Raw genomic sequence first — 26195 nt, 5'->3', positions numbered from 1 at the left:
TGTTGCGCTTGGTATAGCAAAACTAGCTAAAATTAGTTAAAAGTTTTTAAAACAGGAAAAATAATGGAAGACATAATAAACAACATTGATATTAATCAATATTTACCCGCTGCAATTACGTGGGCAACCAACATATTACTAGCAATTGCAATTTTACTTGCAGGCTTATGGTTAGCGGGCAAAGTACGCAATTTAATTATTGGCTTGTGTCATAAATACACTCATCTTGACGATACGCTTTTTCGCTTTTTAGGCAGCATGGCTCGCTACATCATATTAGCGTTCGTTATTATTGCTGTGTTAAATCGCTTTGGTGTACAAACAGCCTCTATTATTGCTTTACTCGGTGCTGCGGGACTTGCTATAGGCTTGGCGTTACAAGGTGCAATGTCGAACCTTGCCGCAGGCGTTATGTTGCTAATATTTAGACCTTATAAAGTGAATGACTTTATTGAGGCTGCAGGGCGTTTTGGTAAAGTAACAGAAGTAGATATGTTTACTACTATTTTACAAACGTTCGATAACCAACAGGTTATTATACCAAATAGTCAAATTTGGGGCGCGCAAATTATAAACCATTCACATCATCCAATTCGTGGTGTGGATATGCATTTTGGTGTTGCTTACGGTGAAGATACAACGGCTGTACGTAAAGTTATAGATGGGGTACTTGCAGCGCACCCACATATACTAAAAGATCCAGCGCCTTTTGTTGAAGTAGAAACACTTAACAACAGCTCAGTAGACTTTTTAGTAAGGCCATTTTGTAAGGGCGAGCATTACTTCGATATTCTTTACACTGTGCCAGAGTTAATTAAAAAAGCACTAGATAAAAACAACATTGAAATACCTTTCCCACATCGTAAAGTTATTTTAGTTAACGAGAATAAAGATTAACTAAATTTAAAAATGCATAAACCTAAGAGCACTTTTAAGTGCTCTTTTTTTGTGTGAAAAAGTTACATACCTGTGTAACTTTTTCTTTTATAAATCATCTCAAATACTACATTGTTATCTGTACAGCCCTTTTTTACTAGGTTGGATGGCTGGTCTTTATTTTGCATTTGCATAGTCGCTTTTAGCTTTAAAGCTCATAAAAACTATTGACCCATTAAATCAAACTGTATGAAGGACTAAACATGGCTGAATCATTTAAATACTCAGGTAATAAAGGGCATGGCGGCGAATTGCATCAAAAAGCGTCGGATGAACACCCTACCATGACCACCGCGCAGGGCTGCCCTGTAAGTGACGATCAAAACTCATTACGTGCGGGCAAACGTGGCCCCGGATTATTAGAAGATCACATAATGCGCGAGAAGATCTTTCACTTTGATCATGAACGCATTCCTGAGCGTGTAGTGCACGCTAGAGGCTATGGTGCACACGGATATTTTGAAACTTACGACACGCTTGAAGATTTAACCTGTGCAGATATTTTTCAGCGAAAAGGTGAAAAAACGCCTGTGTTTACTCGCTTCTCTACGGTTGCAGGTAATAAAGGATCACCAGATTTAGCACGTGATGTACGCGGTTTTGCGGTAAAATTTTATACCCAAGAAGGAAACTGGGATTTAGTGGGTAACAATATACCGGTATTCTTTATTCAGGATGCAATGAAGTTTCCTGATTTAATTCATAGCGCTAAAGCCGAGCCTGATCGTGGTTTTCCGCAGGCGCAAACAGCACATGATAACTTTTGGGACTTTGTGAGTTTGTCACCTGAGTCAATGCACATGGTTATGTGGGCAATGTCTGATAGAGCTATTCCACGCTCTTTACGCTTTATGGAAGGTTTTGGTGTTCATACCTTTAAATTTATTAATGCCAAAGGTGATGAGAAATTTGTTAAATTTCATTGGAAACCAAAAGGCGGAATGCAATCTGTAGTATGGAACGAAGCACTTAAGCTAAACGGCGCGGACCCTGATTTTCATCGCAGAGACATGTGGGAATCTATTGGCAACGGCGACTTCCCTGAGTGGGAACTAGGTGTACAGGTGTTTGATCAGCAATTTGCTGATGAATTTGAATTTGATGTTTTTGATGCCACCAAGCTTATACCTGAAGAGCAAGTACCAGTGCAAATTGTTGGTCGTATGGTGCTTGACCGTGTTGTAGACAACTTTTTTGCAGAAACAGAGCAAGTAGCATTTTGTACTCAAAACATTGTACCGGGGCTCGACTTTACACCTGACCCGCTACTGCAAGGTCGTAACTTTTCATACTTAGATACCCAAATCAAGCGTTTAGGTGGTCCTAACTTTACGCATATTCCGGTCAATGCGCCTAAATGTCCAATGCGTCATTTTCAGCAAGATGGCCACATGGCAATGCACAATCCAAAAGGGCGTGTTAATTATGAGCCAAACTCATGGAGCGGCGACGAAAACAACCCGCGCGAATGCCCAGTACATGGCTTTAAAAGCTCAAAGGAACCTGAAGTAAGTGGCGGTGATAAACTGCGTTATCGCTCAGAAACATTCAGCGATCATTACAGTCAAGCTCATCAATTTTATTTAAGTCAAACAGAGGTAGAGCAGGCGCATATTCAATCTGCGTACGTGTTTGAGCTGTCTAAAGTTGAGCATTTGCCAATACGAGAACGTTTGGTATCGCACTTGTTAAATATTGACGAAACCCTCGCAAATAAAGTTGCCGAAGGACTTGGCTTGCAAGAAATGCCAGATCCGGCAGAAGCTGCAATGCCAACACGTAAAGACTTACCTGTATCTGATGCGTTAAGTATTTTGAAAAATGCGCCCAACACCTTCAAAGGCCGTAAATTAGGTATTTTAGTAAGTGATGGCTTTAATGCAGAAATTTTTGAATCGGTTACCAATGCACTTAAAAGTGAAGGTGCAAACTTTGAAATTATTGCCCCGCAAGTTGGCGGTGCTAAATGCAGTAAAGGTAAACACTTTAAAGCTGATCAGGTTATTAATGGTGGTCCATCGGTTTTATACGATGCGGTACTTGTACTCACCACCGAAGATGGAGCTAAAAAACTAGCTGCCGTAGCAGAAGCTAAAGACTTTGTAAGTGATGCGTACGCACATATGAAATTTATAGGCTTTACAAATGAGGCTAAGCCTTTATTTAAAGCGGCAGGCCTTGATGGAAAAGTAGATGATGGTTGGATAGATTTAGAGGCACATTCAGCCGATAAATTTATAAATACATTGCGTAATTTAAGATATTGGGAGCGTTAGTAAGCTCAATAATTAAAAAAACCACAGCATGTAATTGTTGTGGTTTTTTTAGCTCACCTAGTTAAGGTATTAGTTCAAGCCAACAATAAATATTGGATATATTATGAAGCTTAATGGCGCTTGTCACTGTGGCAAAGTGGTATTTACGGTCAACTCAAAACACCCTTATCCTTACAATTTATGTTACTGCTCTATATGCCGTAAAACCGCAGGGAGCGGCGGGTTTGTTATTAATTTAAACGCGCAATACAGCACGCTTGAGGTTACAGGGCGTGAACACATAACTATTTATCATGCAAAAATAGGCGATAAAATCAGCCCTGCAGAGCGTCATTTTTGTAAGCATTGTAGTGCTAACTTGTGGTTATACGATGCACGTTGGCCTGAGCAAGTTCACCCCTTTGCTGGTGCAATAGATAGTGAGTTACCCATACCGCCAGAGCGCACTCATTTAATGCTTGGTAGTAAAGCAAATTGGGTAAATGCGCCCATTAGTGAAGGTGACAAGCAGTTTGAAGAATACCCTGATGAAAGTATTGCTGCTTGGCATAAACGTTTAAACCTCGAAAAGTAACGCAATTTTTTGTATGAGCTAAGCTTAAATTTAGGGGCAATTAAACGCATATTTAGTTAATTAAATATTAAAAATCACCGCGTAAGTAAAGGAGAATATTATGGCAGTCTCAGCAATACCAAAAGGGTTTCATTCAGTTACACCTTATTTAATTATGAATGACGCACAAAAAGCGATAGATTTTTATTGTGATGCATTTAGTGCTGAACACGTAATGCAGATGCCTTTACCTGATGGTGGAATAGCCCATGCAGAAATAATAATTGGTGATTCGCATATTATGCTTTCAGATAATGGTTCTGAAGAGCATTTAAAAAACCCAAAAGAACTCGGTGGTACAGCGCTAAGCCTTATGCTTTATGTTGAAGATGTTGATACCGTGTTTAAAAAAGCAATTGAGCTTGGTGCAACACTAATAAGACCCGTACATGACCAGTTTTATGGTGATAGGACCGGCACACTACAAGACCCATTTGGTCATATATGGATCATTGGTACACATAAAGAAGATGTTAGTGACGAAGAGTTAAATAATCGAATTGGGAATATAACAAATCAAGAGCAAGACGCATAACTCGCATGCTAATTAGATTTATGTACCTTTCTAATTACATTGATGGCTTTAATGGAAGGTTTGTGGCTTTTGCTTCAGCTTAACTAGGTTTTACCTTGTTATCGACACGGTTTTCTTATCTAAAAGTAGCTCACTTCGTAAAGCGAAGTGGTATAGATTACTAGTTAAATTTTAGGCATAAAAAAACCTCAGCCAATAATTAGCTGAGGTTCAAAAAGTGGTACCAGCGGCCGGACTCGAACCGGCACTCCTTTCGGAAGGGGATTTTGAATCCCCCATGTCTACCAATTTCATCACGCTGGCATAATTTTTCTTTAATCTTTTAAGCATAAAAAGATAAAGAAAAACCACTTAAAATAAAAAGGATACTTATATACCTCTTATTCTGTATCCGCATTATACAAACAAAAGAGGGGGCGGCAAGCCTTTTCTTTTATTTGCATAAACAACTGGTTGATAATTAATCGTTTATAGCAAGGAGACTCCATCGGTAAATTTTTTAAGTCTTTTTGGGCTGATATATAAAGCGAATATTTTGGGTTATGAGTGCTATTAAACTGTTATGCGATTGAATAAATAAGCAATTGAACTATTGATAATAGTGAATCGTATTATAATAATTATTCCTGCTTTATGCCGATTTTGCGCTTGGTTCAGGTATTATTTGTACAACAAGGTTTTTAAGACATTAATTATGACCCAATTAAGTGCCAAACAGAACATTCAATCGATTGTTAAAGCTATTAAGGCAGAAGAAGCATTACTTCGTCAAAAATACCCATTACTTGAACATCAAAATACCTTAGGGTTAATTATTTTATTGCTGTCGCTTAGCGCATTAATTGGTGTTGGTGTTTTATATTATTTAGCCCTAATACCTGCTTGGGTGTGTATAGTACTTGCCGCTATTGCTGCGTCTATTTCCCATGAGTTAGAGCACGACCTTATACATAAACAATACTTTAGCAATCAGCCTTTCATGCATAATTTTATGATGTTAGTAGTATGGTTAATGCGGCCAAATACTATTAGCCCATGGTACCGACGTAAAATGCATTTACACCATCACAAAACCTCAGGCACACAACAAGACCTAGAAGAACGCTTGGTGGGTAACGGTATTAAAAATCCATTTTTACGTGCGCTAGTTATTGTAGATGGGTTACTAGGGTTAGTTATTTCTACCAAACGTTTTAGAAAAGAAATTAATGGCTTTAGTTTTTCGAGTGTTTTTAATGCAGGATTTCCGGTAACAACTGTGTATTTTGCTATTTTATACAGCGTTATTGTGTTTCATAGCGTTGATTTATTTATACCACTTTCGCTAAATTCACCTAGTTGGTTGTTAAGTACAATGGATGTGTTTGAATTTTTAATGGTTGTGCTCATTGTGCCTAATATTATTCGCTCAAGCTCGCTTAATTTTGTTACCTCAAGCATGCATTACTATGGCGGCGTTAATAACATGCTTGAACAAACTCATGTCCTAACGAGTCGTTTATTTATGCCGTTTCACTTCTTTTGTTTTAACTTTGGTAAAACGCATACCATTCATCATTTTGTGCCAAATCAGCCGTTTTATTTACGCCAAATGCTAAGTAAAAAAATACTTAGAGTAATGGCGCAGCACAACGTGCGCTTTAATGATTTTGACAGCATTAAAAATGCGAATGCATATAAATAATTACCCCCAACATAAGGGAGGTTCTACATTGCTATTCTTATTTTATAGTTTGAATAGCGATTATGTGCCAAGCCCATTACCCGTGAATTTACTCTATCCATCGCAACGTTTATTAAGCCCAACTGTCCGCGCTTTGGTGGACTATTTAGTGCCATTTTTAAATCAACAAAAGCAAAAGTGGTAGGCTTAATTAGCGCTAAAACTTTAAACTAAAAATAGATAAAACCAGTGAAAAGTGAAGTGGCCCTTCATAGTTGGGCATCTAGCTTAAATGGGATTGATTATTGTAGAGCCTTCAGTAATAGTGGTTATAGAGCAAACTAATTATATTCTCAATAATACATAAGGGCTCGTGCTCATCAATATTATAAAACCAATAAATATAATAAGGACAAACAGGATGAAAAAATCACTAATTTCAATAGCGTTGGGCTTTGCTGCCCTTAGTGCGTTTAATGCCAATGCAAACATTGATCAGCAAGTTAAAAAGATAGAGCAACAGGTTATTGATTGGCGACGTGATTTTCATCAAAACCCTGAGCTTGGAAATCGCGAAACCCGCACAGCAGGTATTGTCGCTAAGCACTTAAAGTCGCTGGGTATGGAAGTACAAACAGGGATTGCTTATACAGGTGTTGTGGGGCTATTAAAAGGCGCAAAGCCTGGCCCGACAGTAATGCTACGCGCAGATATGGACGCGCTGCCAGTTACTGAAAAAGCAGATGTTGATTTTAAATCAACTAAAACCACTAATTACCGTGGTGTAGATGTAGGCATAATGCATGCTTGTGGGCACGACACGCACGTGGCTATGCTAATGGGCGCTGCACAAGTGCTTGCAAACATGAAAGATGAGCTACACGGTAATATTATGTTTGTATTTCAGCCTGCAGAAGAAGGCGCACCTGAGGGGGAAGAGGGGGGCGCTGAGTTAATGCTTAAAGAAGGCATATTTAAACAATACAAACCAGAAGCTGCTTTTGGGTTACACATAACATCTAGTTTGCACAGCGGTAAAATTGGCTATAGAAGTGGCCCTGCAATGGCCAGTGCAGACCGGTTTGAAATAACAGTACATGGCAAGCAGGCACACGGCTCTGCACCGTGGACTGGGGTTGACCCCATTGCCGCAGCTGCGCAAATAGTAACAGGCGTAAATCATATTGTTAGTCGCCAAATCAACATTACCAAAGAGCCTGCTATTGTCTCGTTTGGTAAGATAGCGGGTGGGGTACGTAATAATATTATTCCTGAAGAAGTCGAAATGGTAGGTACAATTCGTAACTTTGATATGGATAACCGAGCACAAATATTTGAAAAAATAAAAACCACAGCCATGCACATTGCTAAATCGTCAGGTGCTACTGCAGAGGTACATATTCACGAAGGTTATCCGGTAACGATTAATAACCCAAAGTTAACTGCGCAAATGTTACCTAGCCTTAAAAAAGCAGCAGGTAATGAAAACGTAGTTGAAATGGGAAAAATAACCGGCGCAGAAGACTTTTCGTTTTACGCATTAGAAGTGCCGAGTGTATTTGTATTTTTAGGCGGCACACCAAGTGAGCAAGATTTAAATACAGTGGCTAGTAATCACTCACCTTATTTTTATGCCGACGAATCATCGTTTAAAGTAGGCACTAAGGCGCTCAGCCTGTTAGCTGTTGATTATTTAAACGCACATAAAAGATAGCTTAAACACACCACGTTACGCTATTAGCTTAACGTGGTATTGCTGTTTTATTTAAAACATCGCATCATGTTTGTAGCACTTGCTCAATTTTGAAAAAATCACTCTCAAAAATTAAAAACCTAACCGAATATACAAATGAACCGGCGAGCAATTTTTTATATTTTAAAAATAATGGATCGATACTGCCGGTCTTATATCTCGATTCAATCTTCATAAGCATTAAGGATTTAAATAATGGAAATTACTGGAAGCTGTTACTGTGGTGAAATTAAATACCAGGCAAAGTCTCAAAATAACAATGCACTTGTTTGCCATTGTAGCGATTGCCAACGTATGTCGAGCGGCCCATTTAGAGCCGTTATAATTGCAGAGCCAAATTCGGTAGTATTTACCCAAGGTGAGCCAAAAGAGTTTGTTAAAACAGCGCAAAGTGGTAACAAGCGTGCGCAAGGTTTTTGTGGCACATGTGGTACAACACTTTATGCAACTAACGAAGCTAAAGCTGACCGTGTATATGGCTTGCGTATTGGTGCGGTTGATCAGCGTGATCAGTTTACGCCAACAGCACAAATTTGGGCTAAATCAACATTGAGCTGGTTGAGCGGCTTACACGAAGTACCTGCGTTTGATACAACCCCACAAAACTAGTTATTTGGGGTTATCAGTATTACTTTTTTAGTAAGCGGTTTGAAATTTATTTAACCAAATGACTGTCTACTTATAAGTCAGTCATTTGGAGAATAATATGTGTAGTTCACCTAAAAGCAGCCGAGCAGTGAAAAAAACAGCCATTAGTTTTAATGATGAGCTTACTCAAGAGCAGCGCTTGCGTTTTACTGCAAAAGCTAATTTAGCACAAGAGCGCCGTGAACAGCGCGAAGTAACGAATAAACGCTATGAGCAAAAGCACGCGAGTAGTAAACCTTCGTCTGGTTTATTTTCGTGGTTACAGCAGCTAGTTAGCTGATTTAGCTAAAGTGGTGTTTTTACCACTGCCCAAACCACATAAAGCACACAGTACTCCGGCAATAGCGCACAACCACAATGGCGCACTCCAACTGCCTGTTGTAGTGTGTAATGCACCAGCTAGCATAGGACCAATAGCCGCGAGCAAATAACCTACGCTTTGCGACATACCTGAAAGCGACGCTGCTTGTTGCGAATCGTCAGTTCGTAAACTAATAAACGACAGCCCCAATATAAAACATGCCCCAGAGCAAAAGCCCAGCATTAGGGTCCAAACAAAAGCAAAGCTAGGCATGTAAAGCAGCCCCAATGCACTGAGTGCACTCAACATGGCTAAAATAAAGCTAAGCGCGCTTTGATCTTTTAATTTGGCAAGTAACGGAATTAATATTAAACCCGGTAATGCAGTCGCTATTTGAAAAGCACCATGATAAGCACCTGCTTGGGTAGCTGAGTGACCAGTTTCGGTTAATATGCTTGGTAACCACGTAATAATTATATAATTTAAAAACGAGTTTAAGCCCAGCAGTAGGGTAATTTGCCATGCTAGTAAATAACGCCATACACTTTTTGACGTGTCGGTGTGTTGAGCAATACTCGCGGGTTTTGTGTGCTTACTTAATTGCGACATCCATACAATAATACTCGCCAAAGTAATAAGAGCTGATGAGCCCAGCGCAAGTTGCCATCCTAATCCGTTTAACTGACTAAGCGGAAATAGCAAAGTAGAAAACCCACCCGATACCACGCCCATAGTAAGCACGTAGGCTGAGGTCATTAACGCAACCTTTGCAGGGAAGTCGCGCTTAATTAAACTTGGTAATAATACGTTTGCGATGGCAATGCCCACACCAATAATAGCGGTGCCTACAAAAAGCATGGCTGAGGTATTTATTACCCGCGCTGCAACCCCTGCAAGTATAAATAACAAAGCCACAAACAAGGTGCGCTCTAACCCTTGCTTTTTAGCAAGAGTTGCCGCCATTGGCGATGCAACCGCAAAGGCTATGAGTGGCAGTGTTGTTAAAAAACCAGCTTGCGATGCGCTAAGCCCAAAGTGATTAATAATTTGTTCAAGCACAGGTGCAATACCTGTAAATGTGGCGCGTAAATTTGCGGCAATAAGTAATATGCCAAGCACAAGTAATATGCCAGCAAAGCGTGATTTAGGTGTGTTATTTAACAACAGGGAAGACCATTAAAGCTAATACTTAATGGGCGCTAGTATAAAGGCTTAGTAAAAACTATAATTTAGAGATAATGACATTAAATAACTAAAAACAGACAAAACTATGTTTGATGCAATTGGTTGGGACGACATTAAAAATTTTGAAACTATGGCGCAGCCCATAATAGCCAAAATAGAGCATGCCCATGCAAGTCACGAAATACCACTACATACCCATCCAAAAGGGCAATTAATTTTAGCGCTGCATGGGTATGTAACGTGTGAAGTATCGGCCAAAATTTGGATGGTGCCCACGCACAGTGCAATTTGGATCCCAGCACAAAAGGTGCATAGCAATAGGGCGTCTGATAACGCGCAGCTTTGTCATTTATTTATTGATAGTAGTAAAAACGGTATGCCGCTAAATACCTGTACGTTAGCTATTACGCCGTTGGTTAAAGAGCTAATGTGTGAGTTGGCTGGCCATAATCAGCACTATACTTTAAATAGTAAAACAGCGCGTTTAGCGCAGGTGTTATTTGATCAACTTATTGATATGCCCGTACAACCACTTGATTTTGTATTATCTAAAAACGAGGTAATTCAAACCATGAGCGATCAGCTTATAAATATGCCAAACAACCGAAAAACACTACCACAATGGGCTAAGCAGTTTGCATTAACTGAGCGCACATTAGCGCGGTTAATTAAAAAAGAAACAGGCATGACATTTGGAAAATGGCGTACGCAATTGCATATAATTACAGCCTTAAAAGCGCTTTCTGATAAGCAAAGTGTGCAGCAGGTGTCGGAGTTATTAGGGTATGAGTCGGTGAGTGCATTTATTACTATGTTTAAAAAGGTAATGAAAAAGTCGCCCATGAAATACATGAGCGACTTAAATCAGCTTAGCCCTTAAATAAGCACTACCACGTGTAAGTTGCCGAAAGCATCGCGTTACGAGGCCTACCCGGGAAGTATCTGTCACCGGTGAAACTGGTGTAATCGGCGCGCTCCGCATAAGCCTCATCAGTTAAGTTAATAATACGAGCAAGTAGCTCAAGATTACTAGTAACTTGCCACTGAGCGCGCAAGCTTAAAACATCATGCCCTTGGTATTTATTTAAGTTTTCTGGGTCGGTGTAGTAGTTACCAACGCGGTGCCACTGCAAAGCAAATTGCGCGTTGTTTAATGCCTGCCATGTTAAATCGAGATTAGCAATATTACGGGGCGCGGTATCTATGTCGTTGCCGTTTATATTTAAACCGTTAAGTATTTGGTTGTTAGTATAAGTATGCTTTGCGTGAGTGCCAGCAAAGTTAAGTGCAAGCGACTTAGTGAGCTGGTAGTCAAGCTCAAGCTCAATACCACGATGGCGAGAGCTGCCATTATTTACCGTAAAAAAGTCACTATCGCGGTAAATCGTATTGTGTTTACTCATAGCGTAAAGTGACACGCCATAACGTAGTTTTTCGTAAATCCCTTTAATACCCAGCTCTGCGTTATTAGCTATTTCGGCGCTTAAAATTGCAGTGGTTTGCTCGCGTTGTAATTGGTATAGCTCAGCCGCTTGTGGCGCTCTGTAACCACGAGAAAAGTTTGCATAAAGCGTGTTATTTGTATTGTACTGATAACTAACCCCAAGCTTTGGCGATAGATTACTAAAACTATTTTTAGCACTCGCTGGGCGGCTGTATCGGCAACCACCAAAGCTGCATTCTGTACCATCGTCTTTTGTTCTACCTGCTAGCATATTATTGGTGTAGTCGTACTGCATATGCTCGTAGCGCATACCTGCAGTAAGTAACCACTTATTTAATTGCCAATCAACCGATGCAAAAGGGGCATAAAGCGTGGCGTTTACATCGTAATCGTAATGCTTACCTTGGGGTACTGTAGCAACTAAAAATGCAGAACCTTGAGTGGGCTCGTTTTGGCTTTGAGTAAAATCGGCTTGCGTGTATTCGCCATCAAGCCCTAGGTTTATTTTTATATTACGTTGTAAATTATGTTGATAAAGCGATTGCACACCAAAGCCGGTTTGGCTGTTTGCTTCAAGCGGTGTGCCGGGTAAAAAGTGCTTAAAAAAGTCCATGCTTTGGTCGCGAAAATATAACGTAGTAGAGAGCACATCATCGTTATTTAATTGCCATGTTGCATTGCTCCATGCTCTAAATGCGCGTGCTTTTCTAAATGCGTCAGGGTCAAAGTTTTTTTGCGCGAGGTCTTCGTTTTTATAGCTTTCAAAGCCTGTAATAAATCCCGCAGTTTGCTGATCAAGATTTGTATAAGTAAGGCCTGAGGTAAGTAATAAATTATTATTTGAATAGCGATGGCGAATATTTACTTTTTGTTGCTCTACGCTTTCGTCGTCGCGGTAACCTCTATCGTCGGTAACACTTGCGTTAATGCCGATACCGCTGTTGCCGTAATCTTGCCCTGCGCGTAATTTGTAGCGAGTATAACCGTACGAGCCATAATCTAAACCAACTAAGCCACCGCCTTGTGTGGTGTCGGGCGTTATTACATTAATAACACCATGCACAGCGTTTGAGCCATAAAGTGCAGAGCCTGGGCCTTTTAGTACTTCAATGCGCTGCGCCATTTCGCTGTGCGCCTCAAATAGCTCGTTTATGTTACAAAACCCAGCGGCTCTCAGTGGTATGCCATCCTCCAAAGTCAATATCCCACCACAAGCGCCAGCGCCCGAAAGTACGGGGGAGCGAAGTGCGGGTAAATATTCTTGGCCATTTCCGCGTTGAATATTAGCTCCTGCTACACGTTGCAGGGCTTCTTCAATATGGGTAGGCGCTATGCTATTTAGCTGCGCTTCACTAAGTGTACTTATTGATAAAGGGAGTGGGGTAGATAGCGCTTCAATACGTGATGCCGTAGTTGTTATGGTTTCTATTGCATCGTTGTTTTGATTATCGGCAAACGCAGCGTGGCTAAAGGGTAATATCAGCGGCAAAAAATAAGGTTTCATACATTCCTTGAAAGTAATCTATATTGCATTGCCTCTATAATATGCGGTTTTAATATGCATTTAAACTTGTTGCGTTAAAGCGTACGTAACCTATAAATCCGATACGTAATTGATAAAACAAAACAAGCCACAGCAGGAAATACCAAAGCCAGCACTAAGTAATGCTTAAATAAAACGTAGCCGGTTATACCGCCTAGTAAAAAGCCTGCAATAATGAGTAAAAACATAACGCCTTTACGGGTATCAAATTGCTCACCTTTAAGCGCTTTACCTAGCATTAAACCAAGGTCAGTAAAAATACCGGTTAAATGTGTCGTACGTATAACAGCACCACTGTAATTAGTTGCTAGCGCATTTTGTAACCCACACGCAGCAGACGTTAAAACAATGCCGTAAACGAATGTGTTTTTGAGTAAATAAGCACTCGCAAGTAGTAGCAATCCTTCAATAAAAAGCAAAGTGTCGTAATGACGACCAAGTTTTAATGAGCCACCAGAGAGCAAAAAGCCCGACAGTGCCGAACCCAACATAAAGCTAATAATTATTGAAAGTAGCAATAAAGCAGCACTGGGATTAGTTATTGCTTTAATACCAAGTAAAGTAACAGTGCCAGATACATGCGAAATAGCCTGGTGCTCAAATCCCAATAAGCCTACAGCGTTTACTATGCCCGCTATAAATGCGAGCGTAAACGCGCCATATTCAACCCACTTTGGTAGTTTTGTAAACATTGGTTATCTCTTAACGTGTACAGTGTTAATTATTGAGTTTGTGCTTTAAAGCGCTTTATTTGCTCATCAACTAATTTTGTATCTATTACGCCACGCTTAAAAGCAATGTAAGTAGGAAACGTAAACTCATTGAACTGCCTAGCGTATACGTTTTGATATTCCTTTGAGTACCACAAACCTGCTTGATAGTTAGTTATTGCGTATTCAACGCGTTTTTTTTCTAGCAGCTCAAAAGTGTCTTTAGTTGAAAGTGAGCGAAGTAGATTACTCTCATCAAGTTTATACTTTTTAGCAATAACCTCAGGCACAGCAACACCGCGTAGCATTGCTATTGGGGTATTTGATAAATCGTCAGTGAGCAGTTTATCTTTGTTTAAAGCAAATAAACCATACTTAGTAGTATGCAAGGGCACGCTTGTAAAATCTAAATACTTTGCTCGTTCCTCTGTATTGGCCAAAGAGAAATAGCAGTCGTAGTAGCCCAGCGCCATTTCTTTTTTAACGCGCGCCCATGGAAGATGAATTACGTCAATCTTAAGATTCAAATTACGCTCAATAAAGGTTAAGTATTCAATATCTAAACCTGTGAACGTATCGCTTTTCTCATCAAATATAGTAAAAGGCGGGTAGTGAGTTGTTACGCAGCGCAAAGTCTTACTTGGCGCTGCAAGCAATAATGAAGGTAAAGTTAAAGCTAAAAACAGAAATATTGCGCGCATAAATAAAAATTCGATATCTTTTAAAATACATAAATTGAACGCCAATTATACAGTTACTGAGCTTAATTGCATTGATCTAAGTATTTTTACCTAGCGTATAAGTTAAATTTTGTGAGATATACCATGTTTAACGCAGAGCAGCAGTCACGCATTATCGAAATGGCGTGGGAAGATAGAACCCCTTTTGAGGCAATAGAGCAGTTATACGGATTAAAATACCCGCAGCTGGTGGTATTTATGCGCGAACATATTTCAAAAGGCAGTTTTAAAGTGTGGCGTAAACGCCATGCTGGTCGTAAAACAAAACACTTAAAATTACGCGATCCCGCTATTATGCGAAGCCACTGTAAAACACAATATAAACAACGTTAAATAAGTGTAAGTTGTTTCATATGATGTTCAGCCGTGTTTGTTAACCTTTAGCTATAAATTACGCTAGAGATTATTTATGAGAGCACTAACATACACAGCACTAATAGCATTGGCTTTATGTTCAATAAGCGCAGACGCAAAACCGCATAAAGATAAGCATGGTCATAAACACGGCCATAATAAGCATCATTCACATAAACACAACGACAATGACTACCAAGAGGCTAAGCAGTTAATTCGCGCAGGTTGGACGCCACCAGGGCTAAGTAAAAGCTACCACAGAGGCGACTATTTAGATCGTGATTTATATAAACGAGGTAGAGTGATTGAACGCTCTAGAGATAATGGTACAGTGAGTATAGAAATAGACCGTACAGTTATCCATATGGTGCACGACACCCGAGAAATACTTTCAATCTTAAGTCGCTAAATTAACTTTATAAGGATATTAAAATGCTTATTGCGCTGGCTATAATTATTGGATTTTTTTTACTGGTTACCTTGTTGCCTATGTCGTACAGCCAGCATTACTTAGTGCGTAGCTGCGACTTTGTGCGCTTGCAAGTATTTTATATTGCCAGTTTTGTAGCCGTTACATCGCTGTTTTTATTATGGCAAAGTAGCGCAATAGGCTACGTGTTTATAGCCTTAACCTCATTACTTATAATGATTTTACAAGGTAAATGGATTTACCCGTATACGTGGCTTGCTAAAAAAGAAGTGCAAAGCGCACCAAAGCATATAGACCACAGCGTACGAATTATGTCGGCAAATGTACTGATGTCGAACCATAAAAGCGAGCAGCTAATTAGCCTTGTAGATGAGCACCAACCCGACCTACTTATTACGCTTGAGAGCGATAGCTGGTGGGAAAATAAATTATCAGTCATTAAAAAAAATTACCCGTATTACATAGAATGCCCTAAAGATAATCGTTATGGCATGCACTTATACAGCAAGTTTAAAATACTCGATGCACAAATATGTGAGCTAATAGAAGAAGATATTCCTTCAATTCATATTTTGTTTGAAAACGATGAAGGCCTGCAAATGCAAGGGCACTTTATTCACCCCGCACCACCAAGCCCGACCGAAGAAGACTCATCACGTCCGCGCGACTCAGAGCTAATAATGGTGGCTAAAGCACTTAAAAACCCAACACGACCTACCATAGTTGCCGGTGATTTAAACGACGTAGCATGGTCGCGTAGCACCCGTTTGTTTATGCAAATAAGTGGCTTTTTAGACCCTCGAAAAGGCCGTGGTTTTTATAACACCTTTCATGCAAGCTACTTTTTTATGCGTTGGCCGCTCGATCACTTATTTCACAGCGAAGGCTTTAAAGTAAAGCGTATTAAGCGCTTAGCTAAGTATGGCTCTGATCACTTTGCACTCCTTACTGAGCTTTCTTACGAAAACGCTAATCAGGAGTCACTAGAAGATAAACCCGATGAGCTTAAGCAAGAAGAAATTCAAGAGCTTGCTATGAATAAGGCAGATAAGCGAAAAGTGCCGAGGTTTGAGGAAAAGTTATAGCTATTAGGCAGTGTAGGTCGGATAAGCGAAGCGCCATCCGACACAGTAAAATACCTTGCCAGTTATAATCATTATTTATGTTGTCGAGTGGCAGGAGAGTGCCAATTGCAAACAGTGGTAACGCCCGCATAACGGGCAAAAACACGTAGGCTATAATACCGAGCGAAGCGAGGGGAGCCTACGTGTTAGCTGCCGAACTACTCTAAGTCTTCATCGTAAATACGAGTAAAGTTTTCAAACTCTGTACCTACAAGGTCTTTTTCAATGATGCGCCTAGCAACCTCAAAATCGACAACGTAATTACATACTTCCATAGTATCACTGCCAATACTTCCGCCATCACAGTGTCCTAAGCCAGTCCATCCAAGTGTTTCATTTAGACGATCTTGAAGCCTTGCTCTTTTTTCTAGATCTTGTGGTGTCCCAAATCCGTCTACAGAATACTCGACCATAAGGGTAAATTCTTGCTCGACTTGATTGAATCCATTAGCGACTAAATCATCAATTTCCTTTTGAATAGCTTTCTGTGGATTTTTAAACAGGCCATTTTTGAGAACTTTACTCTCGCCAGTCGTACCGAGTTCTCCCCAGTGAACCGTATGAGATCCATCATCATTTGGCCAAGTTTCCCAGTATTCCTTTTTCTCTTCAGAGAATCGATATAGTTTTAGCACAAAATATCCTATAGGCAGCTAACGCCCGTATTTGCGGCGGTTTTGTAGTGAGGCACGAACGGAAAAACCGTCCAAGCCACGCAGTGGCTGATGCAACATGCGTTTGTTATAAGTCATGCAGATCTCAGAATAAAAGCTACAACTACAAATATTAAAAACAAAACCCAAGGCCAGTAGTCTAACATTTTTGCAGCAAGAAAATAATCGAACCACTCGTCTTTAAATGAAAGCTCTTCATACCAATCATCAAGTTTAATATAATCAAATTTAAGGTAAAGCATAGTTGTTATAAAAAAGAAACCCGACCATAAAGCGCCAACCGACAAGCTACTAGCATCGTCAAACATAACCAAATGTAAGGCAGCAGCTAGAGCCAGTATTAATAGCAACGGTAGAGTTCTAATTAGAAAAATCATATTTTAGACTTATAACAATTTAATAGTGCGCTCATCGCGCATATTTCTGCCGACGTCACGCTCATTTTTCTGAATGATATAGTTTTAACAAATAGTTTAAGGTATTACTATTACTAAGTTTCTGAAACTTTAAAGAAAAGATAAATAGAACAATATGCGCTCAGCGCTCATTTTCATGAATATATGCGCAAAGAGCAGCCTTACCAATCAATTCACGACGATATTTGGCCAATCTCAATGACCGCTTATCGCTCATTGTTGCCTGTCAGGTTAAGTCTAGTGAAATAGATTGCATTGCATTGCATTGCATAGTTAAAGTTTTTATATTGTTCGGCAATATTTTATTTGGTGCTAATAAAGCACTGCGTGCAAAGGAAAGCATGTGAATTATAAAAAAATGTACTACCCAGTTAAGGCGCTTGCTGTTTTATCTTTAGTTGCTGTTGCTATTAAGTACTGGATGCCAACTGAAATTGGCTTTGCGTTTATGCTGTTGCCTTATTTGCTTCTATATTTTTTAGCTAACGCTAAAAACTATAAAAATAAACGGCTCATTTTTATTAGAATTATAGCTGCATTACTTACTATTACTTTAGCGGCAGTACTTGTCTTTGGTATTGAACCTGACCCTCAAGCTGGGATTGGTATTATGTTTTTGCTGATAATGCAGCTAGCTGCAATTAGTGCCTCTGAATTTATTATATTATTCTTTTATGTTGATAATGATTAAAAAGCAAACTGCTCATTTACAGTTATTACTGTGTAGTTACTTTGCGGTTTGAACTTAGTAGAGACTAAGCTCTTCTGTAATCTAATTCTAAAGTTAAAAAAACCTAAAAGCGGTTACCCACTTTTAGGTTTTCTAATGTATTAGTATTTAAAGCTAAATTAGCTATTGATCATAATACATTTGATATTCACAAATTCGCGCATACCAAAGCCGCCGTGCTCTCGGCCGTAGCCACTTTCTTTAACACCACCAAACGGTAGGTTAGGTTGTGCTAAACCGTAGCCGTTAATATTGATCATGCCGGTGTCAAAGTACTTTTTAGCAAGCTCAATGGCTTTTTTCTCATCTTTAGAGAAAATACCGCCGCCTAAACCGTAGCGAGAGTCGTTAGCGATTCGCATTGCATCGTCGTTGTCTTTGGCTTTAATAAGCGAAGCTACTGGGCCAAATAATTCGTCGTCATAGGCTGGCATACCAGGGGCTAAGTTATCTAGTAGAGTAGGTGGGTAGTAATAGCCCGTTTGCGAAGGGATTTCGCCGCCCGTTACTATGTTTGCACCTGCTTTAACTGATTCCATTACTTGGTCGTGAATGCCGTCGCGTAAATCTTCACGAGCCATTGGCCCTAAGTCTGTATCGTCAGCCATTGGGTCGCCCATTTTCATGGCTTCAAATTGCTCTTTAATTTGCGCTTTAAAGTCATCGTAAAGTGACTCTACAACAACAAAACGTTTAGCTGAAACACACGTTTCACCGTTATTGATCATGCGCCCGGTTACACAGGTTTTAACTGCAAGCTCTAGGTCTGCGTCATCAAGTACTAAGTAAGCGTCGTTACTACCAAGCTCTAACACTGTTTTCTTAACGTATTTACCTGCTTCTTCTGCTACTTTTTTACCTGTCGCATCACTACCGGTAAAGGTTACGCCGCTAATTGCTTTGTGCGAAATTAAAGAACTGGCTGTTTTGCCGTCGATAAGTAGATTGTTAAAGCAATACTCTGGGAAACCAGCTTGTTTAAATAGCTCTTCTATTTTTTCAGCCATGCCAAATACATTACCAGCATGCTTTAATACGGTTGTGTTACCCGCCATGATGTTAGCAGCACTGTAGCGAATTACCTGATAAAGCGGAAAGTTCCATGGTTGAATGCCTAATAGTACACCTGTTGGTTGGTAGCTGATAATTGCGCGGCCGCCGTCCATATCACGTTCTTCGTCAGCAAGTACTTGTGGGCCTTGTTCGGCTGTATAACGACAAATTCCTGCACATAGTTCAACTTCTTGAAAGCCTTGCTCGTAAACTTTACCCATTTCTTCGGTCATGAGTTTTGCAATAGCTTCTTTTTGATCTTCAAAGAGTGAGGCTAACTTATTAAGGTATTTTGCACGTTCAGTGAATGACGTTAATCGCCATTTTAAATATGTTTCGTGAGATTTTTCGATTACCTGTTCTGCTTCCTTTTGAGAAAGTAGTGTATAGGTTTCAATGGTTTGCTCAGTTGCGGGATTAATCGTTTTAACTGTGTTACTCATTTCTATCTCCTTACAAATTTAGTTATTTAAAAGGTGCAAGGCTAGAGCCAGTTTTTATAAAAAGTTGATTTTGTTTTTATCCATCTGATTTTATTAATTAAATTTATATTTTTGCTGAAGGAGGATTTTTTAAATATAAAAATTGAGGTGCTCGAGGTAGTAAAATATTCTGGGCGTTGCAAAATTTACAACACCCTCTGGGGCAAACACAGAGCTTTATATTAGCTCCTTTGCAATGCGCTTTAATAAATAAGTTTCTCGTAAAATAGAAAGCCCTTGTTTTTCACTGTTAGCAATGGTGCGCTCGTTATGTGCAATTGCGTCGTTAATATCAACCCATTTAGCTGTCATGCCATTTTGCTGCTCGTAATGCTCTAACTGCGCTTTGCCAAACTCGTCGCCAATACTGCATACAAAGCAATACGATTTAATATGAATAATATCAAAATCGTCTTTATACCAAGGGCGATACTCTTCATAGAGTCCATAAGCTTTAACTACACTTATTTGTTGTGCACCGGTTTCCTCGCTTAGTTCGCGAATTAAGCCTTGCTCAATACTTTCGCCGTCATCTACTCCACCGCCGGGCAGGCTGTAGTCTTCATAACGGTTTGTATACATTAAAAGTATTTTATTATTTTTAATTACAATAGCGCGAGCTGTTAAGCGTGTAAATTGAGTACCTTGGTCAATATTAATACCTGAATGTATTAAGGTTTTTAATTGCTGCATTTCGTCTCCTTTTTTAGGTTTTTAATAATAATAGTTGCTACCATTCTATAAATAGAAACGGTTTTAATTATTAATCATAATTTGTGATCGATTTTTTTCAGCATACGTAAATGTTAGGTTGGTAACATTAATAGCATTTAATCGCTTAAGTTTATTTTAAAAATTAGATTCTGGGCGCACCTTTAAATTAATATCAAGGATGCGTAGAATAAGAAAAAAAGCATAGGGATTTATCATGTTAGACATACTTTTAGTAGACGATGACGTCGAGTTTAGTGACGTTGTATGCCACATAGTCGAATTCCTCGGCCACAATATAAGCACAGCTACCAGTTTAAAAGAAGCACATCAATGGTTTGAAAATAATGCCTTTGATCATGTGCTGCTTGATTTTATGCTGCCTGATGGTAGCGGTTTGCACTTACTTGATCACTTAAAAACGATTGGGCAATCTCCAAAAATTACACTTATTTCGGGCCATCCTTCAGTTAAAGGTATTTTAGCTGATATGTGTGAGCCAAATGTAGGGCATTTATTAAAACCTTTACAACGTGAAGATTTAGAACTCGTTTTAAATGGCCCTAAAAAAGCAGTTAAAAAAGCAAAGTCGAGCGGTATTCTACGCCACTTTGGCGGTTTAATTGGTGAATCTGAGCCAATGCAAAAGCTTTACAACATGATTGAACGTGTAGCTAAAACAAATGCTAACGTGATGCTTATGGGTGAAAGTGGTGCAGGTAAAGAAGTAGTGGCTCAAGCTATTCATAACGCAAGCCAGTGCGAAGGGCCATTAGTTGCTAGCAACTGTGGCGCACTTTCAAAAGAGTTAATTGGTAGTGAGTTATTTGGCCACGAAAAAGGCGCATTTACAGGCGCAATTGCACGTAAAGAAGGTGTATTTGAGCAATCAAATAACGGTACTTTGTTTTTAGACGAAGTAACTGAAATGCCAATTGATATGCAGCCAAATTTACTGCGAGTGCTTGAAACTAAAAAGGTAACACGCGTAGGTGGTAACAGAGAAATACCAACCAATTGCCGTGTTATTTCAGCTACTAACCGCTCGCTTACCGATTTGGCACAAAATAATGTTATTCGTGAAGATATTTACTTTAGGTTGGCTGTTTTTCCTATTGATATACCGCCACTTCGCGATAGAAAAGAAGATGTACCTTTATTAGCGAAAGCCTTTTTAGATCAACTTAATGACGAAAACGGCACTGCCTTTAGTTGGACTGCCGCACAGCTCAAAGAGCTGCAAAGCTATGAATGGCCGGGTAATGTGCGAGAGCTCCGCCATGCTATACACCGTGCATTTATTATGAGCGACCCCCAAACCAGCGACATTATTTTACCTGATAACTTAGAGTCACCCTTTTCGCGCGTTAATAATCAAGCTGCCGAAAAGCCTGTATCAGCAGGGCAAACAATTGAAGAAGTTGAAAAAGAACTTATTCATGCAACGCTTGATAAGGTGCAAGGTAATAAAACGCTTGCTGCACAAATGCTTGGTATTAGTACTAAAACACTTTATAACCGCCTTAATGCATATGGCGGTATTGGCGAATATAAATAGATTTGAGGAAGGGCATGACATCCGATAACCAAACAGAGCAACTCAATAAATTAGTACACGATGCAAGAGGGCCGCTAAATCGTATTTCGATGAATGCTGAGCTGATTAAATTGGTACTTGAAAACGATATGCCAAAAGAAAAAGCGTTAGATGCACTTGATAAAATTATTAATAATTGCCAACAGTGCAGCGAAAGTTTGCAAAAAATATCAGACTCTCAATAAATATTAAGTGTTGTATAAACTTTAATTCGGGAAGCTAAATGAGCAAGAAAAAACAGCAAGGTAAAGCGAATATCACTTGGGCAACATTTATGGTGGTTGTGCTAGGTATTATTGTGGGCAACGCATTTTTAGCATTGAATACGATTCAAGGCTTAACACAAACCCAAAAAAGTTTAGACAACACTAGCATGCTAACCACTGCAATTGAGAAGCTGCATCTATCCATAGTGCAGGCTGAGTCTGGGCAGCGTGGTTATTTATTGACAGAAGAGACTGACTATTTAACGCCGTACTACGATGCTGTAGGCCAAATTGAAGCGCAAACAGATCATGTCAAGTCGCTTCACTCTGAGATTGACGGTCAAGCTGAGCGTATAGCCCAGTTGTTAGTTCTTGTAGATAGTAAAATTAAAGAATTAAAACAAACTGTAAACCTTGCGCTAGATGACAAAGAAAGACGTGCGTTGTATGTATTAAATACGCATAAAGGAAGAAAGCTTTATAAGCAAATTAGAGAGTATGTTAATGAAATTCAAGACCGTGAATTACTCTTTAAAGTAAGCCATTTTTCTAAATTAGCACAGATTAAAAATGAAGCTAAAATTACTTTCGCTATAACAGCAATAACGAGTGCGTTACTGATTGTTAGTATGTTTATTATGACGCGCCTTAATTTAAGAAATGCAGCACAATATCGTTTTGAGCTTGAAAAACAAAACGAAACATTAGCAATGAAGGTTTCTGAGCGGACACAAGAGCTAACATTATATTCAGATGAATTGAGCCGTAGTAACCGAGAGCTTGAAGAGTTTGCTTTTGTAGCAAGCCATGATTTACAAGAACCTCTTAGAAAAATCCAAGCCTTTAGCGACCGTCTTGAAACCATGTTTAAAGATGAATTGGGTGAAAAGGGGATGGATTACATTGGGCGCATGAAAAATGCAGCGCAGCGTATGTCTAACTTGATTAACGACTTATTAGAGTTTTCGCGAATTACAACGCGTGGTAAAGATTTTGATGACACGAATTTAAATGAAGTTGTAGCTGATATATTAAGTGATTTAGAGATTGCGATAAAAGAGTCTGAAGCACAAATTGATGTAGATGATTTACCAGTTATTCAGGCCGATAAAAGCCAAATGCAGCAGCTGTTTTTAAACTTGTTGTCGAACGCGGTTAAATTTAGGCGTCCCGACGTAAACCCACACATAAAAATCAGTTATCAAGATGAAGATATTTTCAGCTCTGATCATAATACTCATTTAAGTTTTCAAGTTATTACCATAGAAGATAACGGTATTGGTTTTTCACAAGAATATGCCGATAAAATATTTGTACCGTTTCAGCGCTTGCATGGACGCTCACAATATAAAGGCACGGGTATTGGCCTTTCTGTATGTAGGCGTATTGTGGAGCGCCACGGCGGAACAATTACAGCCCAAAGTAAAGACGGTGAAGGTGCAACCTTTATTATAAAACTACCTGTGGAAGCTGAGCTTTTCACATTGCAAGGAGAGGCTTAAATGCCCTATTCAAAAGTAAAACCGATTACTATTTTAATGGCAGACGACGATGAAGATGATCGTTTGTTAACACAAGATGCCCTTGCTGAAAGTCGTGTCCTTAACGAGCTTCATTTTGTTGAAGATGGCGTTGAGTTGCTTGAGTATTTAGAGCGTAAAGGTAAGTTTGAAGACAAAGCAGTTTCGCCGCGTCCTGGACTTATATTACTTGATTTAAATATGCCTAGAATGGATGGCCGTGAAGCGCTTGAAGCTATAAAAGGAAACCCTAACTTAAAGGGAATTCCGGTTGTTATATTAACTACGTCTAAACAAGAAGAAGACATGGTTAAAGGGTATAACTTAGGTGCTGCATCTTACATTACAAAACCAGTAACGTTTGATGGTTTGGTTGATTTGATGAAAACGCTAGGAAAATACTGGGTAGAATTTGTAGAGCTACCGACAACATTTAACGATTAATGGAGATTGTATGTTAGATAAAGTGACTCAGTTGCTGCTTGTAGAAGACGATGAAGATGATTACATACTCACCTGCGACTATCTGGACCAATTGGATTCACACACGTTTAACATTCAATGGATAAGCTCTCCAGAGCAGGCAATTGCAACGCTTAGTAAAAATGAGCACGACATTTGCCTGCTTGATTACCGCTTGGGTGCATCGAATGGTTTAGATGTATTAAAAGAAGCAATTGCCAATGGCTTTAGCGGTCCCATTATTATGCTTACCGGGCAGTCAAACGACGAGTTAGACTCGGCGGCGCTTGATGCCGGTGCAGTAGATTACTTAATTAAAACAGAAATGAGTTCGAGCCGCTTTGCGCGAGCTATTCGTTATGCTTTGGCACGTAAAGATGTTGAAGGCGAGAGAGTAGAGCGCTTAAAAGCTGAAGCCGAAAACCGTTCAAAAGATCGATTTTTAGCTCATTTGAGCCATGAGTTACGTACTCCTCTATCGTCTATTTTAGGCTACACCGAACTGTTAATGCAGAGCGATTTTAGTCAGCAAGCTGAAAATGAATTGGGTGTTATTTATCGAAACGGTAAACACTTATTGAGCTTGTTAAACGACGTGCTCGACTTATCTAAAATAGCAGCCGATAAACTGGAGCTGACCCTAAGCGAAGTTAACCTTGATAGCATGCTTGCCGATGTTTACACGCTAATGCGCGTATCGGTGCTTGATAAGGGCCTTACGCTGCGCTTTGAATCACATCAGCCATTACCTTTGGTTGCACGACTGGATGCAACAAGAGTTCGTCAAATTTTAATAAATTTAATAAACAATGCGGTTAAATTTACCGATAAAGGCGAAATTGTTGTTAATGCGTGGATGCAATGGGTTGATGATCGCGAAATGCTATTTTTTAGCATTAAAGATTCAGGTATGGGCATTGCCCCTGAAAAACAAGAACTTATATTTAAGCCATTTGAACAAATAGCAGATGTAGAATCACGCTCTGTAGGTGGCGCAGGCTTAGGTTTGGCAATATGTGCTGAATTGTTAGCGCGTATGCACGGTGATATTAGTTTGCACTCTGAAATAGGCAAAGGTTCTACATTTACGATTTCGGTATATCCAGGTGATATTAGCGAAGTAGAACGACAAGTACTTAATTTTAGTAGTGCCCCACAATTACAAAGTAAATCGGCTCCATGCAAAGTGCATGGGCGAGTATTAGTGGTTGATGATTTACGTGATTTACGCATGCTAGTTGGTCATATGATCAGTACCTGTGGTGCGCGCGTAGATTATGCCGAACATGGCCAGCAAGCACTTGAAAAAGTACGCATAGCAGATGCGTATAAAGCGCCTTACGATATTATTTTTATTGATATTCATATGCCTGTAATGGGCGGCAAGGAAGCTACCATAGAGCTTAGAAAAATGGGCTACAAAGGCCCAATAATTGCGCTCACTGCAGCTACTATGAAAGGCATACATGAGGAGCTTGCTGCACTTGGTTTTAACGATGTAATACCAAAGCCTGTTGATAGCGCGGCTTTATATCAATGTTTGCAAGATTACTTGGTAGCGCCAGAGCATGCACCGCAAGCTAAAGATATAAATTGTAGTAATGGCTTAACCGAGAAAAAGCAGCGCTTTTTACTTGTGGAAGACGATCATGATGCAGCGCAAATTACGCAACTACTTTTAGAAAGTTTAGGCGTTGAAACCGTCATTGCGTCTAGCTGCGCACAATGTTTGCAAATACTTAATCACGACCAGCAATTTAATAAGGTATTGTTAGATATGCATTTACCTGATGGTCGTGGCGTTGACTTAGGCCAGCAAATTAATGAACGATACCCTGAATTACGTTTAGTGATTGTAAGTGGCGCAGAGCCAGATCCAAGAGAAATAAAAGATTTAAATATTGACCGAGTTTTACTTAAACCTATTAATTTGAGCTTACTTGAAACGCTTATTAGCTAGGGCCTGTTTATCTTTCGAGGTTAAATTTGCAGCAGTTTATTTGGTATTTAGGCAAGGCTGAGTCTATGTAGTGTGGTTATTCCCCATAAATAGGCGATAACGTAGCACAAATGCCAAATATGCGCTGCC

The 26195-nt window shown here is 39.6% G+C and carries 26 protein-coding genes and 1 tRNA gene; 18 read left to right on the top strand and 9 right to left on the bottom strand.

Annotation, left to right across the window (positions count from 1 at the left end; genetic code table 11):
• Nucleotides 1–63 precede the first annotated feature (63 nt).
• The 4 genes from H5092_RS01620 to H5092_RS01605 all read left to right on the top strand — a co-directional run bounded on the left by H5092_RS01620 (nucleotide 64) and on the right by H5092_RS01605 (nucleotide 4360).
• Nucleotides 64–897 carry a mechanosensitive ion channel family protein gene (locus H5092_RS01620; protein WP_182732784.1) on the top strand — a complete coding sequence of 278 codons (834 nt, stop codon included), beginning with the start codon at nucleotides 64–66 and terminating at the stop codon, nucleotides 895–897.
• Nucleotides 898–1139: 242 nt separating this feature from the next.
• Entirely contained in the window at nucleotides 1140–3212 is a 2073-nt protein-coding gene (locus tag H5092_RS01615) for a catalase (RefSeq protein WP_182732783.1), read from the top strand.
• Between the two features lie 103 nt (nucleotides 3213–3315).
• Nucleotides 3316–3786, top strand: a complete 471-nt coding sequence (locus H5092_RS01610; protein ID WP_182732782.1) for a GFA family protein — start codon at nucleotides 3316–3318, stop codon at nucleotides 3784–3786.
• A 100-nt stretch (nucleotides 3787–3886) separates the two neighbouring features.
• Nucleotides 3887–4360, top strand: a complete 474-nt coding sequence (locus H5092_RS01605; RefSeq protein WP_058154199.1) for a VOC family protein — start codon at nucleotides 3887–3889, stop codon at nucleotides 4358–4360.
• A gap of 218 nt (nucleotides 4361–4578) precedes the next feature.
• Here the strand turns inward: H5092_RS01605 and H5092_RS01600 are convergent.
• Nucleotides 4579–4663: transfer RNA gene (locus H5092_RS01600), tRNA-Leu, on the bottom strand.
• 391 nt (nucleotides 4664–5054) lie between these two features.
• On the opposite strand from H5092_RS01600, the gene H5092_RS01595 reads away from it, so the two are divergent.
• The 4 genes from H5092_RS01595 (at nucleotide 5055) to H5092_RS01580 (ending at nucleotide 8704) form a co-directional block, all read left to right on the top strand.
• Complete coding sequence (locus tag H5092_RS01595) at nucleotides 5055–6044, top strand: fatty acid desaturase (RefSeq protein ID WP_182732781.1); 990 nt, start codon at nucleotides 5055–5057, stop codon at nucleotides 6042–6044.
• 400 nt (nucleotides 6045–6444) lie between these two features.
• Nucleotides 6445–7737 carry an amidohydrolase gene (locus H5092_RS01590; RefSeq protein ID WP_182732780.1) on the top strand — a complete coding sequence of 431 codons (1293 nt, stop codon included), beginning with the start codon at nucleotides 6445–6447 and terminating at the stop codon, nucleotides 7735–7737.
• Between the two features lie 234 nt (nucleotides 7738–7971).
• On the top strand, nucleotides 7972–8385 hold the full coding sequence (locus H5092_RS01585; protein ID WP_007377055.1) for a GFA family protein: 414 nt from the start codon (nucleotides 7972–7974) through the stop codon (nucleotides 8383–8385).
• A gap of 97 nt (nucleotides 8386–8482) precedes the next feature.
• On the top strand, nucleotides 8483–8704 hold the full coding sequence (locus tag H5092_RS01580) for a hypothetical protein (protein WP_154903460.1): 222 nt from the start codon (nucleotides 8483–8485) through the stop codon (nucleotides 8702–8704).
• Here the strand turns inward: H5092_RS01580 and H5092_RS01575 are convergent.
• Nucleotides 8693–9889 carry an MFS transporter gene (locus H5092_RS01575; protein WP_182732779.1) on the bottom strand — a complete coding sequence of 399 codons (1197 nt, stop codon included), beginning with the start codon at nucleotides 9887–9889 and terminating at the stop codon, nucleotides 8693–8695. The genes H5092_RS01580 and H5092_RS01575 overlap by 12 nt on opposite strands.
• Before the next feature lie 106 nt (nucleotides 9890–9995).
• On the opposite strand from H5092_RS01575, the gene H5092_RS01570 reads away from it, so the two are divergent.
• Nucleotides 9996–10790, top strand: coding sequence for a helix-turn-helix domain-containing protein (locus H5092_RS01570; protein ID WP_182732778.1), 795 nt, complete (start codon nucleotides 9996–9998; stop codon nucleotides 10788–10790).
• 7 nt (nucleotides 10791–10797) lie between these two features.
• On the opposite strand, the gene H5092_RS01565 is transcribed toward H5092_RS01570, so the two are convergent.
• The 3 genes from H5092_RS01565 to H5092_RS01555 form a co-directional block, all read right to left on the bottom strand.
• A complete protein-coding gene (locus tag H5092_RS01565; protein ID WP_182732777.1) occupies nucleotides 10798–12858 on the bottom strand; it encodes a TonB-dependent receptor in 2061 nt (686 codons plus the stop codon).
• A gap of 74 nt (nucleotides 12859–12932) precedes the next feature.
• A complete protein-coding gene (locus tag H5092_RS01560; RefSeq protein ID WP_182732776.1) occupies nucleotides 12933–13589 on the bottom strand; it encodes a YoaK family protein in 657 nt (218 codons plus the stop codon).
• Between the two features lie 29 nt (nucleotides 13590–13618).
• Entirely contained in the window at nucleotides 13619–14308 is a 690-nt protein-coding gene (locus H5092_RS01555; RefSeq protein WP_182732775.1) for an ABC transporter substrate-binding protein, read from the bottom strand.
• Between the two features lie 123 nt (nucleotides 14309–14431).
• Between H5092_RS01555 and H5092_RS01550 the strand changes: the two genes are divergently transcribed.
• The 3 genes from H5092_RS01550 to H5092_RS01540 all read left to right on the top strand — a co-directional run bounded on the left by H5092_RS01550 (nucleotide 14432) and on the right by H5092_RS01540 (nucleotide 16216).
• Nucleotides 14432–14680 carry a TIGR03643 family protein gene (locus H5092_RS01550; RefSeq protein ID WP_024595124.1) on the top strand — a complete coding sequence of 83 codons (249 nt, stop codon included), beginning with the start codon at nucleotides 14432–14434 and terminating at the stop codon, nucleotides 14678–14680.
• 76 nt (nucleotides 14681–14756) lie between these two features.
• Entirely contained in the window at nucleotides 14757–15110 is a 354-nt protein-coding gene (locus H5092_RS01545; protein ID WP_182694402.1) for a hypothetical protein, read from the top strand.
• Nucleotides 15111–15133: 23 nt separating this feature from the next.
• On the top strand, nucleotides 15134–16216 hold the full coding sequence (locus H5092_RS01540) for an endonuclease/exonuclease/phosphatase family protein (protein WP_182695738.1): 1083 nt from the start codon (nucleotides 15134–15136) through the stop codon (nucleotides 16214–16216).
• A 197-nt stretch (nucleotides 16217–16413) separates the two neighbouring features.
• Here H5092_RS01540 and H5092_RS01535 read toward each other — a convergent pair whose 3' ends face one another.
• Together H5092_RS01535 and H5092_RS01530 are read right to left on the bottom strand one after the other, a co-directional pair.
• Nucleotides 16414–16890 carry a hypothetical protein gene (locus H5092_RS01535; protein ID WP_182732774.1) on the bottom strand — a complete coding sequence of 159 codons (477 nt, stop codon included), beginning with the start codon at nucleotides 16888–16890 and terminating at the stop codon, nucleotides 16414–16416.
• Between the two features lie 113 nt (nucleotides 16891–17003).
• On the bottom strand, nucleotides 17004–17306 hold the full coding sequence (locus H5092_RS01530) for a hypothetical protein (RefSeq protein WP_182732773.1): 303 nt from the start codon (nucleotides 17304–17306) through the stop codon (nucleotides 17004–17006).
• A 382-nt stretch (nucleotides 17307–17688) separates the two neighbouring features.
• Here H5092_RS01530 and H5092_RS01525 point away from each other — a divergent pair, with 382 nt between their 5' ends.
• Entirely contained in the window at nucleotides 17689–18036 is a 348-nt protein-coding gene (locus tag H5092_RS01525) for a hypothetical protein (protein WP_182732772.1), read from the top strand.
• 158 nt (nucleotides 18037–18194) lie between these two features.
• Here the strand turns inward: H5092_RS01525 and H5092_RS01520 are convergent, their stop codons facing one another.
• Nucleotides 18195–19571: an NAD-dependent succinate-semialdehyde dehydrogenase gene (locus tag H5092_RS01520; protein WP_182732771.1), complete on the bottom strand. Its 1377-nt coding sequence runs from the start codon at nucleotides 19569–19571 to the stop codon at nucleotides 18195–18197.
• Between the two features lie 216 nt (nucleotides 19572–19787).
• Entirely contained in the window at nucleotides 19788–20303 is a 516-nt protein-coding gene (locus H5092_RS01515; protein WP_182732770.1) for an NUDIX hydrolase, read from the bottom strand.
• Between the two features lie 235 nt (nucleotides 20304–20538).
• On the opposite strand from H5092_RS01515, the gene H5092_RS01510 reads away from it, so the two are divergent.
• The 5 genes from H5092_RS01510 to H5092_RS01490 are packed head-to-tail and all read left to right on the top strand — an operon-like array spanning nucleotide 20539 to nucleotide 26066.
• On the top strand, nucleotides 20539–21879 hold the full coding sequence (locus H5092_RS01510; RefSeq protein WP_182732769.1) for a sigma-54 dependent transcriptional regulator: 1341 nt from the start codon (nucleotides 20539–20541) through the stop codon (nucleotides 21877–21879).
• A gap of 14 nt (nucleotides 21880–21893) precedes the next feature.
• Entirely contained in the window at nucleotides 21894–22103 is a 210-nt protein-coding gene (locus tag H5092_RS01505) for a histidine kinase (protein WP_039485081.1), read from the top strand.
• Nucleotides 22104–22141: 38 nt separating this feature from the next.
• Nucleotides 22142–23626 (top strand): ATP-binding protein, encoded by a 1485-nt coding sequence (locus H5092_RS01500; RefSeq protein ID WP_182732768.1) that lies wholly within the window; start codon nucleotides 22142–22144, stop codon nucleotides 23624–23626.
• Entirely contained in the window at nucleotides 23627–24088 is a 462-nt protein-coding gene (locus H5092_RS01495) for a response regulator (protein ID WP_039485075.1), read from the top strand. It begins immediately after the preceding gene.
• Nucleotides 24089–24098: 10 nt separating this feature from the next.
• Nucleotides 24099–26066: a hybrid sensor histidine kinase/response regulator gene (locus H5092_RS01490; RefSeq protein WP_182720829.1), complete on the top strand. Its 1968-nt coding sequence runs from the start codon at nucleotides 24099–24101 to the stop codon at nucleotides 26064–26066.
• Nucleotides 26067–26195: the final 129 nt, after the last annotated feature.

It is taken from the genome of Pseudoalteromonas sp. SR41-7, from assembly GCF_014163935.1.
Lineage (GTDB): Bacteria > Pseudomonadota > Gammaproteobacteria > Enterobacterales > Alteromonadaceae > Pseudoalteromonas > Pseudoalteromonas distincta.
Note: the sequence above shows the minus strand (reverse complement) of the source record. Positions and strands in the feature narration are given on the sequence as shown.

What these genes read in the sequence shown, in the direction of transcription:
- H5092_RS01530 (WP_182732773.1), bottom strand. Translation starts at nt 17,306, where the DNA reads ATGATTTTTCTAATTAGAACTCTACCGTTGCTATTAATACTGGCTCTA.
- H5092_RS01565 (WP_182732777.1), bottom strand. Translation starts at nt 12,858, where the DNA reads ATGAAACCTTATTTTTTGCCGCTGATATTACCCTTTAGCCACGCTGCG.
- H5092_RS01605 (WP_058154199.1), top strand. Translation starts at nt 3,887, where the DNA reads ATGGCAGTCTCAGCAATACCAAAAGGGTTTCATTCAGTTACACCTTAT.
- H5092_RS01540 (WP_182695738.1), top strand. Translation starts at nt 15,134, where the DNA reads ATGCTTATTGCGCTGGCTATAATTATTGGATTTTTTTTACTGGTTACC.
- H5092_RS01580 (WP_154903460.1), top strand. Translation starts at nt 8,483, where the DNA reads ATGTGTAGTTCACCTAAAAGCAGCCGAGCAGTGAAAAAAACAGCCATT.
- H5092_RS01505 (WP_039485081.1), top strand. Translation starts at nt 21,894, where the DNA reads ATGACATCCGATAACCAAACAGAGCAACTCAATAAATTAGTACACGAT.
- H5092_RS01520 (WP_182732771.1), bottom strand. Translation starts at nt 19,571, where the DNA reads ATGAGTAACACAGTTAAAACGATTAATCCCGCAACTGAGCAAACCATT.
- H5092_RS01490 (WP_182720829.1), top strand. Translation starts at nt 24,099, where the DNA reads ATGTTAGATAAAGTGACTCAGTTGCTGCTTGTAGAAGACGATGAAGAT.
- H5092_RS01495 (WP_039485075.1), top strand. Translation starts at nt 23,627, where the DNA reads ATGCCCTATTCAAAAGTAAAACCGATTACTATTTTAATGGCAGACGAC.
- H5092_RS01560 (WP_182732776.1), bottom strand. Translation starts at nt 13,589, where the DNA reads ATGTTTACAAAACTACCAAAGTGGGTTGAATATGGCGCGTTTACGCTC.
- H5092_RS01615 (WP_182732783.1), top strand. Translation starts at nt 1,140, where the DNA reads ATGGCTGAATCATTTAAATACTCAGGTAATAAAGGGCATGGCGGCGAA.
- H5092_RS01510 (WP_182732769.1), top strand. Translation starts at nt 20,539, where the DNA reads ATGTTAGACATACTTTTAGTAGACGATGACGTCGAGTTTAGTGACGTT.
- H5092_RS01595 (WP_182732781.1), top strand. Translation starts at nt 5,055, where the DNA reads ATGACCCAATTAAGTGCCAAACAGAACATTCAATCGATTGTTAAAGCT.
- H5092_RS01515 (WP_182732770.1), bottom strand. Translation starts at nt 20,303, where the DNA reads ATGCAGCAATTAAAAACCTTAATACATTCAGGTATTAATATTGACCAA.
- H5092_RS01545 (WP_182694402.1), top strand. Translation starts at nt 14,757, where the DNA reads ATGAGAGCACTAACATACACAGCACTAATAGCATTGGCTTTATGTTCA.
- H5092_RS01610 (WP_182732782.1), top strand. Translation starts at nt 3,316, where the DNA reads ATGAAGCTTAATGGCGCTTGTCACTGTGGCAAAGTGGTATTTACGGTC.
- H5092_RS01555 (WP_182732775.1), bottom strand. Translation starts at nt 14,308, where the DNA reads ATGCGCGCAATATTTCTGTTTTTAGCTTTAACTTTACCTTCATTATTG.
- H5092_RS01570 (WP_182732778.1), top strand. Translation starts at nt 9,996, where the DNA reads ATGTTTGATGCAATTGGTTGGGACGACATTAAAAATTTTGAAACTATG.
- H5092_RS01500 (WP_182732768.1), top strand. Translation starts at nt 22,142, where the DNA reads ATGAGCAAGAAAAAACAGCAAGGTAAAGCGAATATCACTTGGGCAACA.
- H5092_RS01585 (WP_007377055.1), top strand. Translation starts at nt 7,972, where the DNA reads ATGGAAATTACTGGAAGCTGTTACTGTGGTGAAATTAAATACCAGGCA.
- H5092_RS01590 (WP_182732780.1), top strand. Translation starts at nt 6,445, where the DNA reads ATGAAAAAATCACTAATTTCAATAGCGTTGGGCTTTGCTGCCCTTAGT.
- H5092_RS01550 (WP_024595124.1), top strand. Translation starts at nt 14,432, where the DNA reads ATGTTTAACGCAGAGCAGCAGTCACGCATTATCGAAATGGCGTGGGAA.
- H5092_RS01620 (WP_182732784.1), top strand. Translation starts at nt 64, where the DNA reads ATGGAAGACATAATAAACAACATTGATATTAATCAATATTTACCCGCT.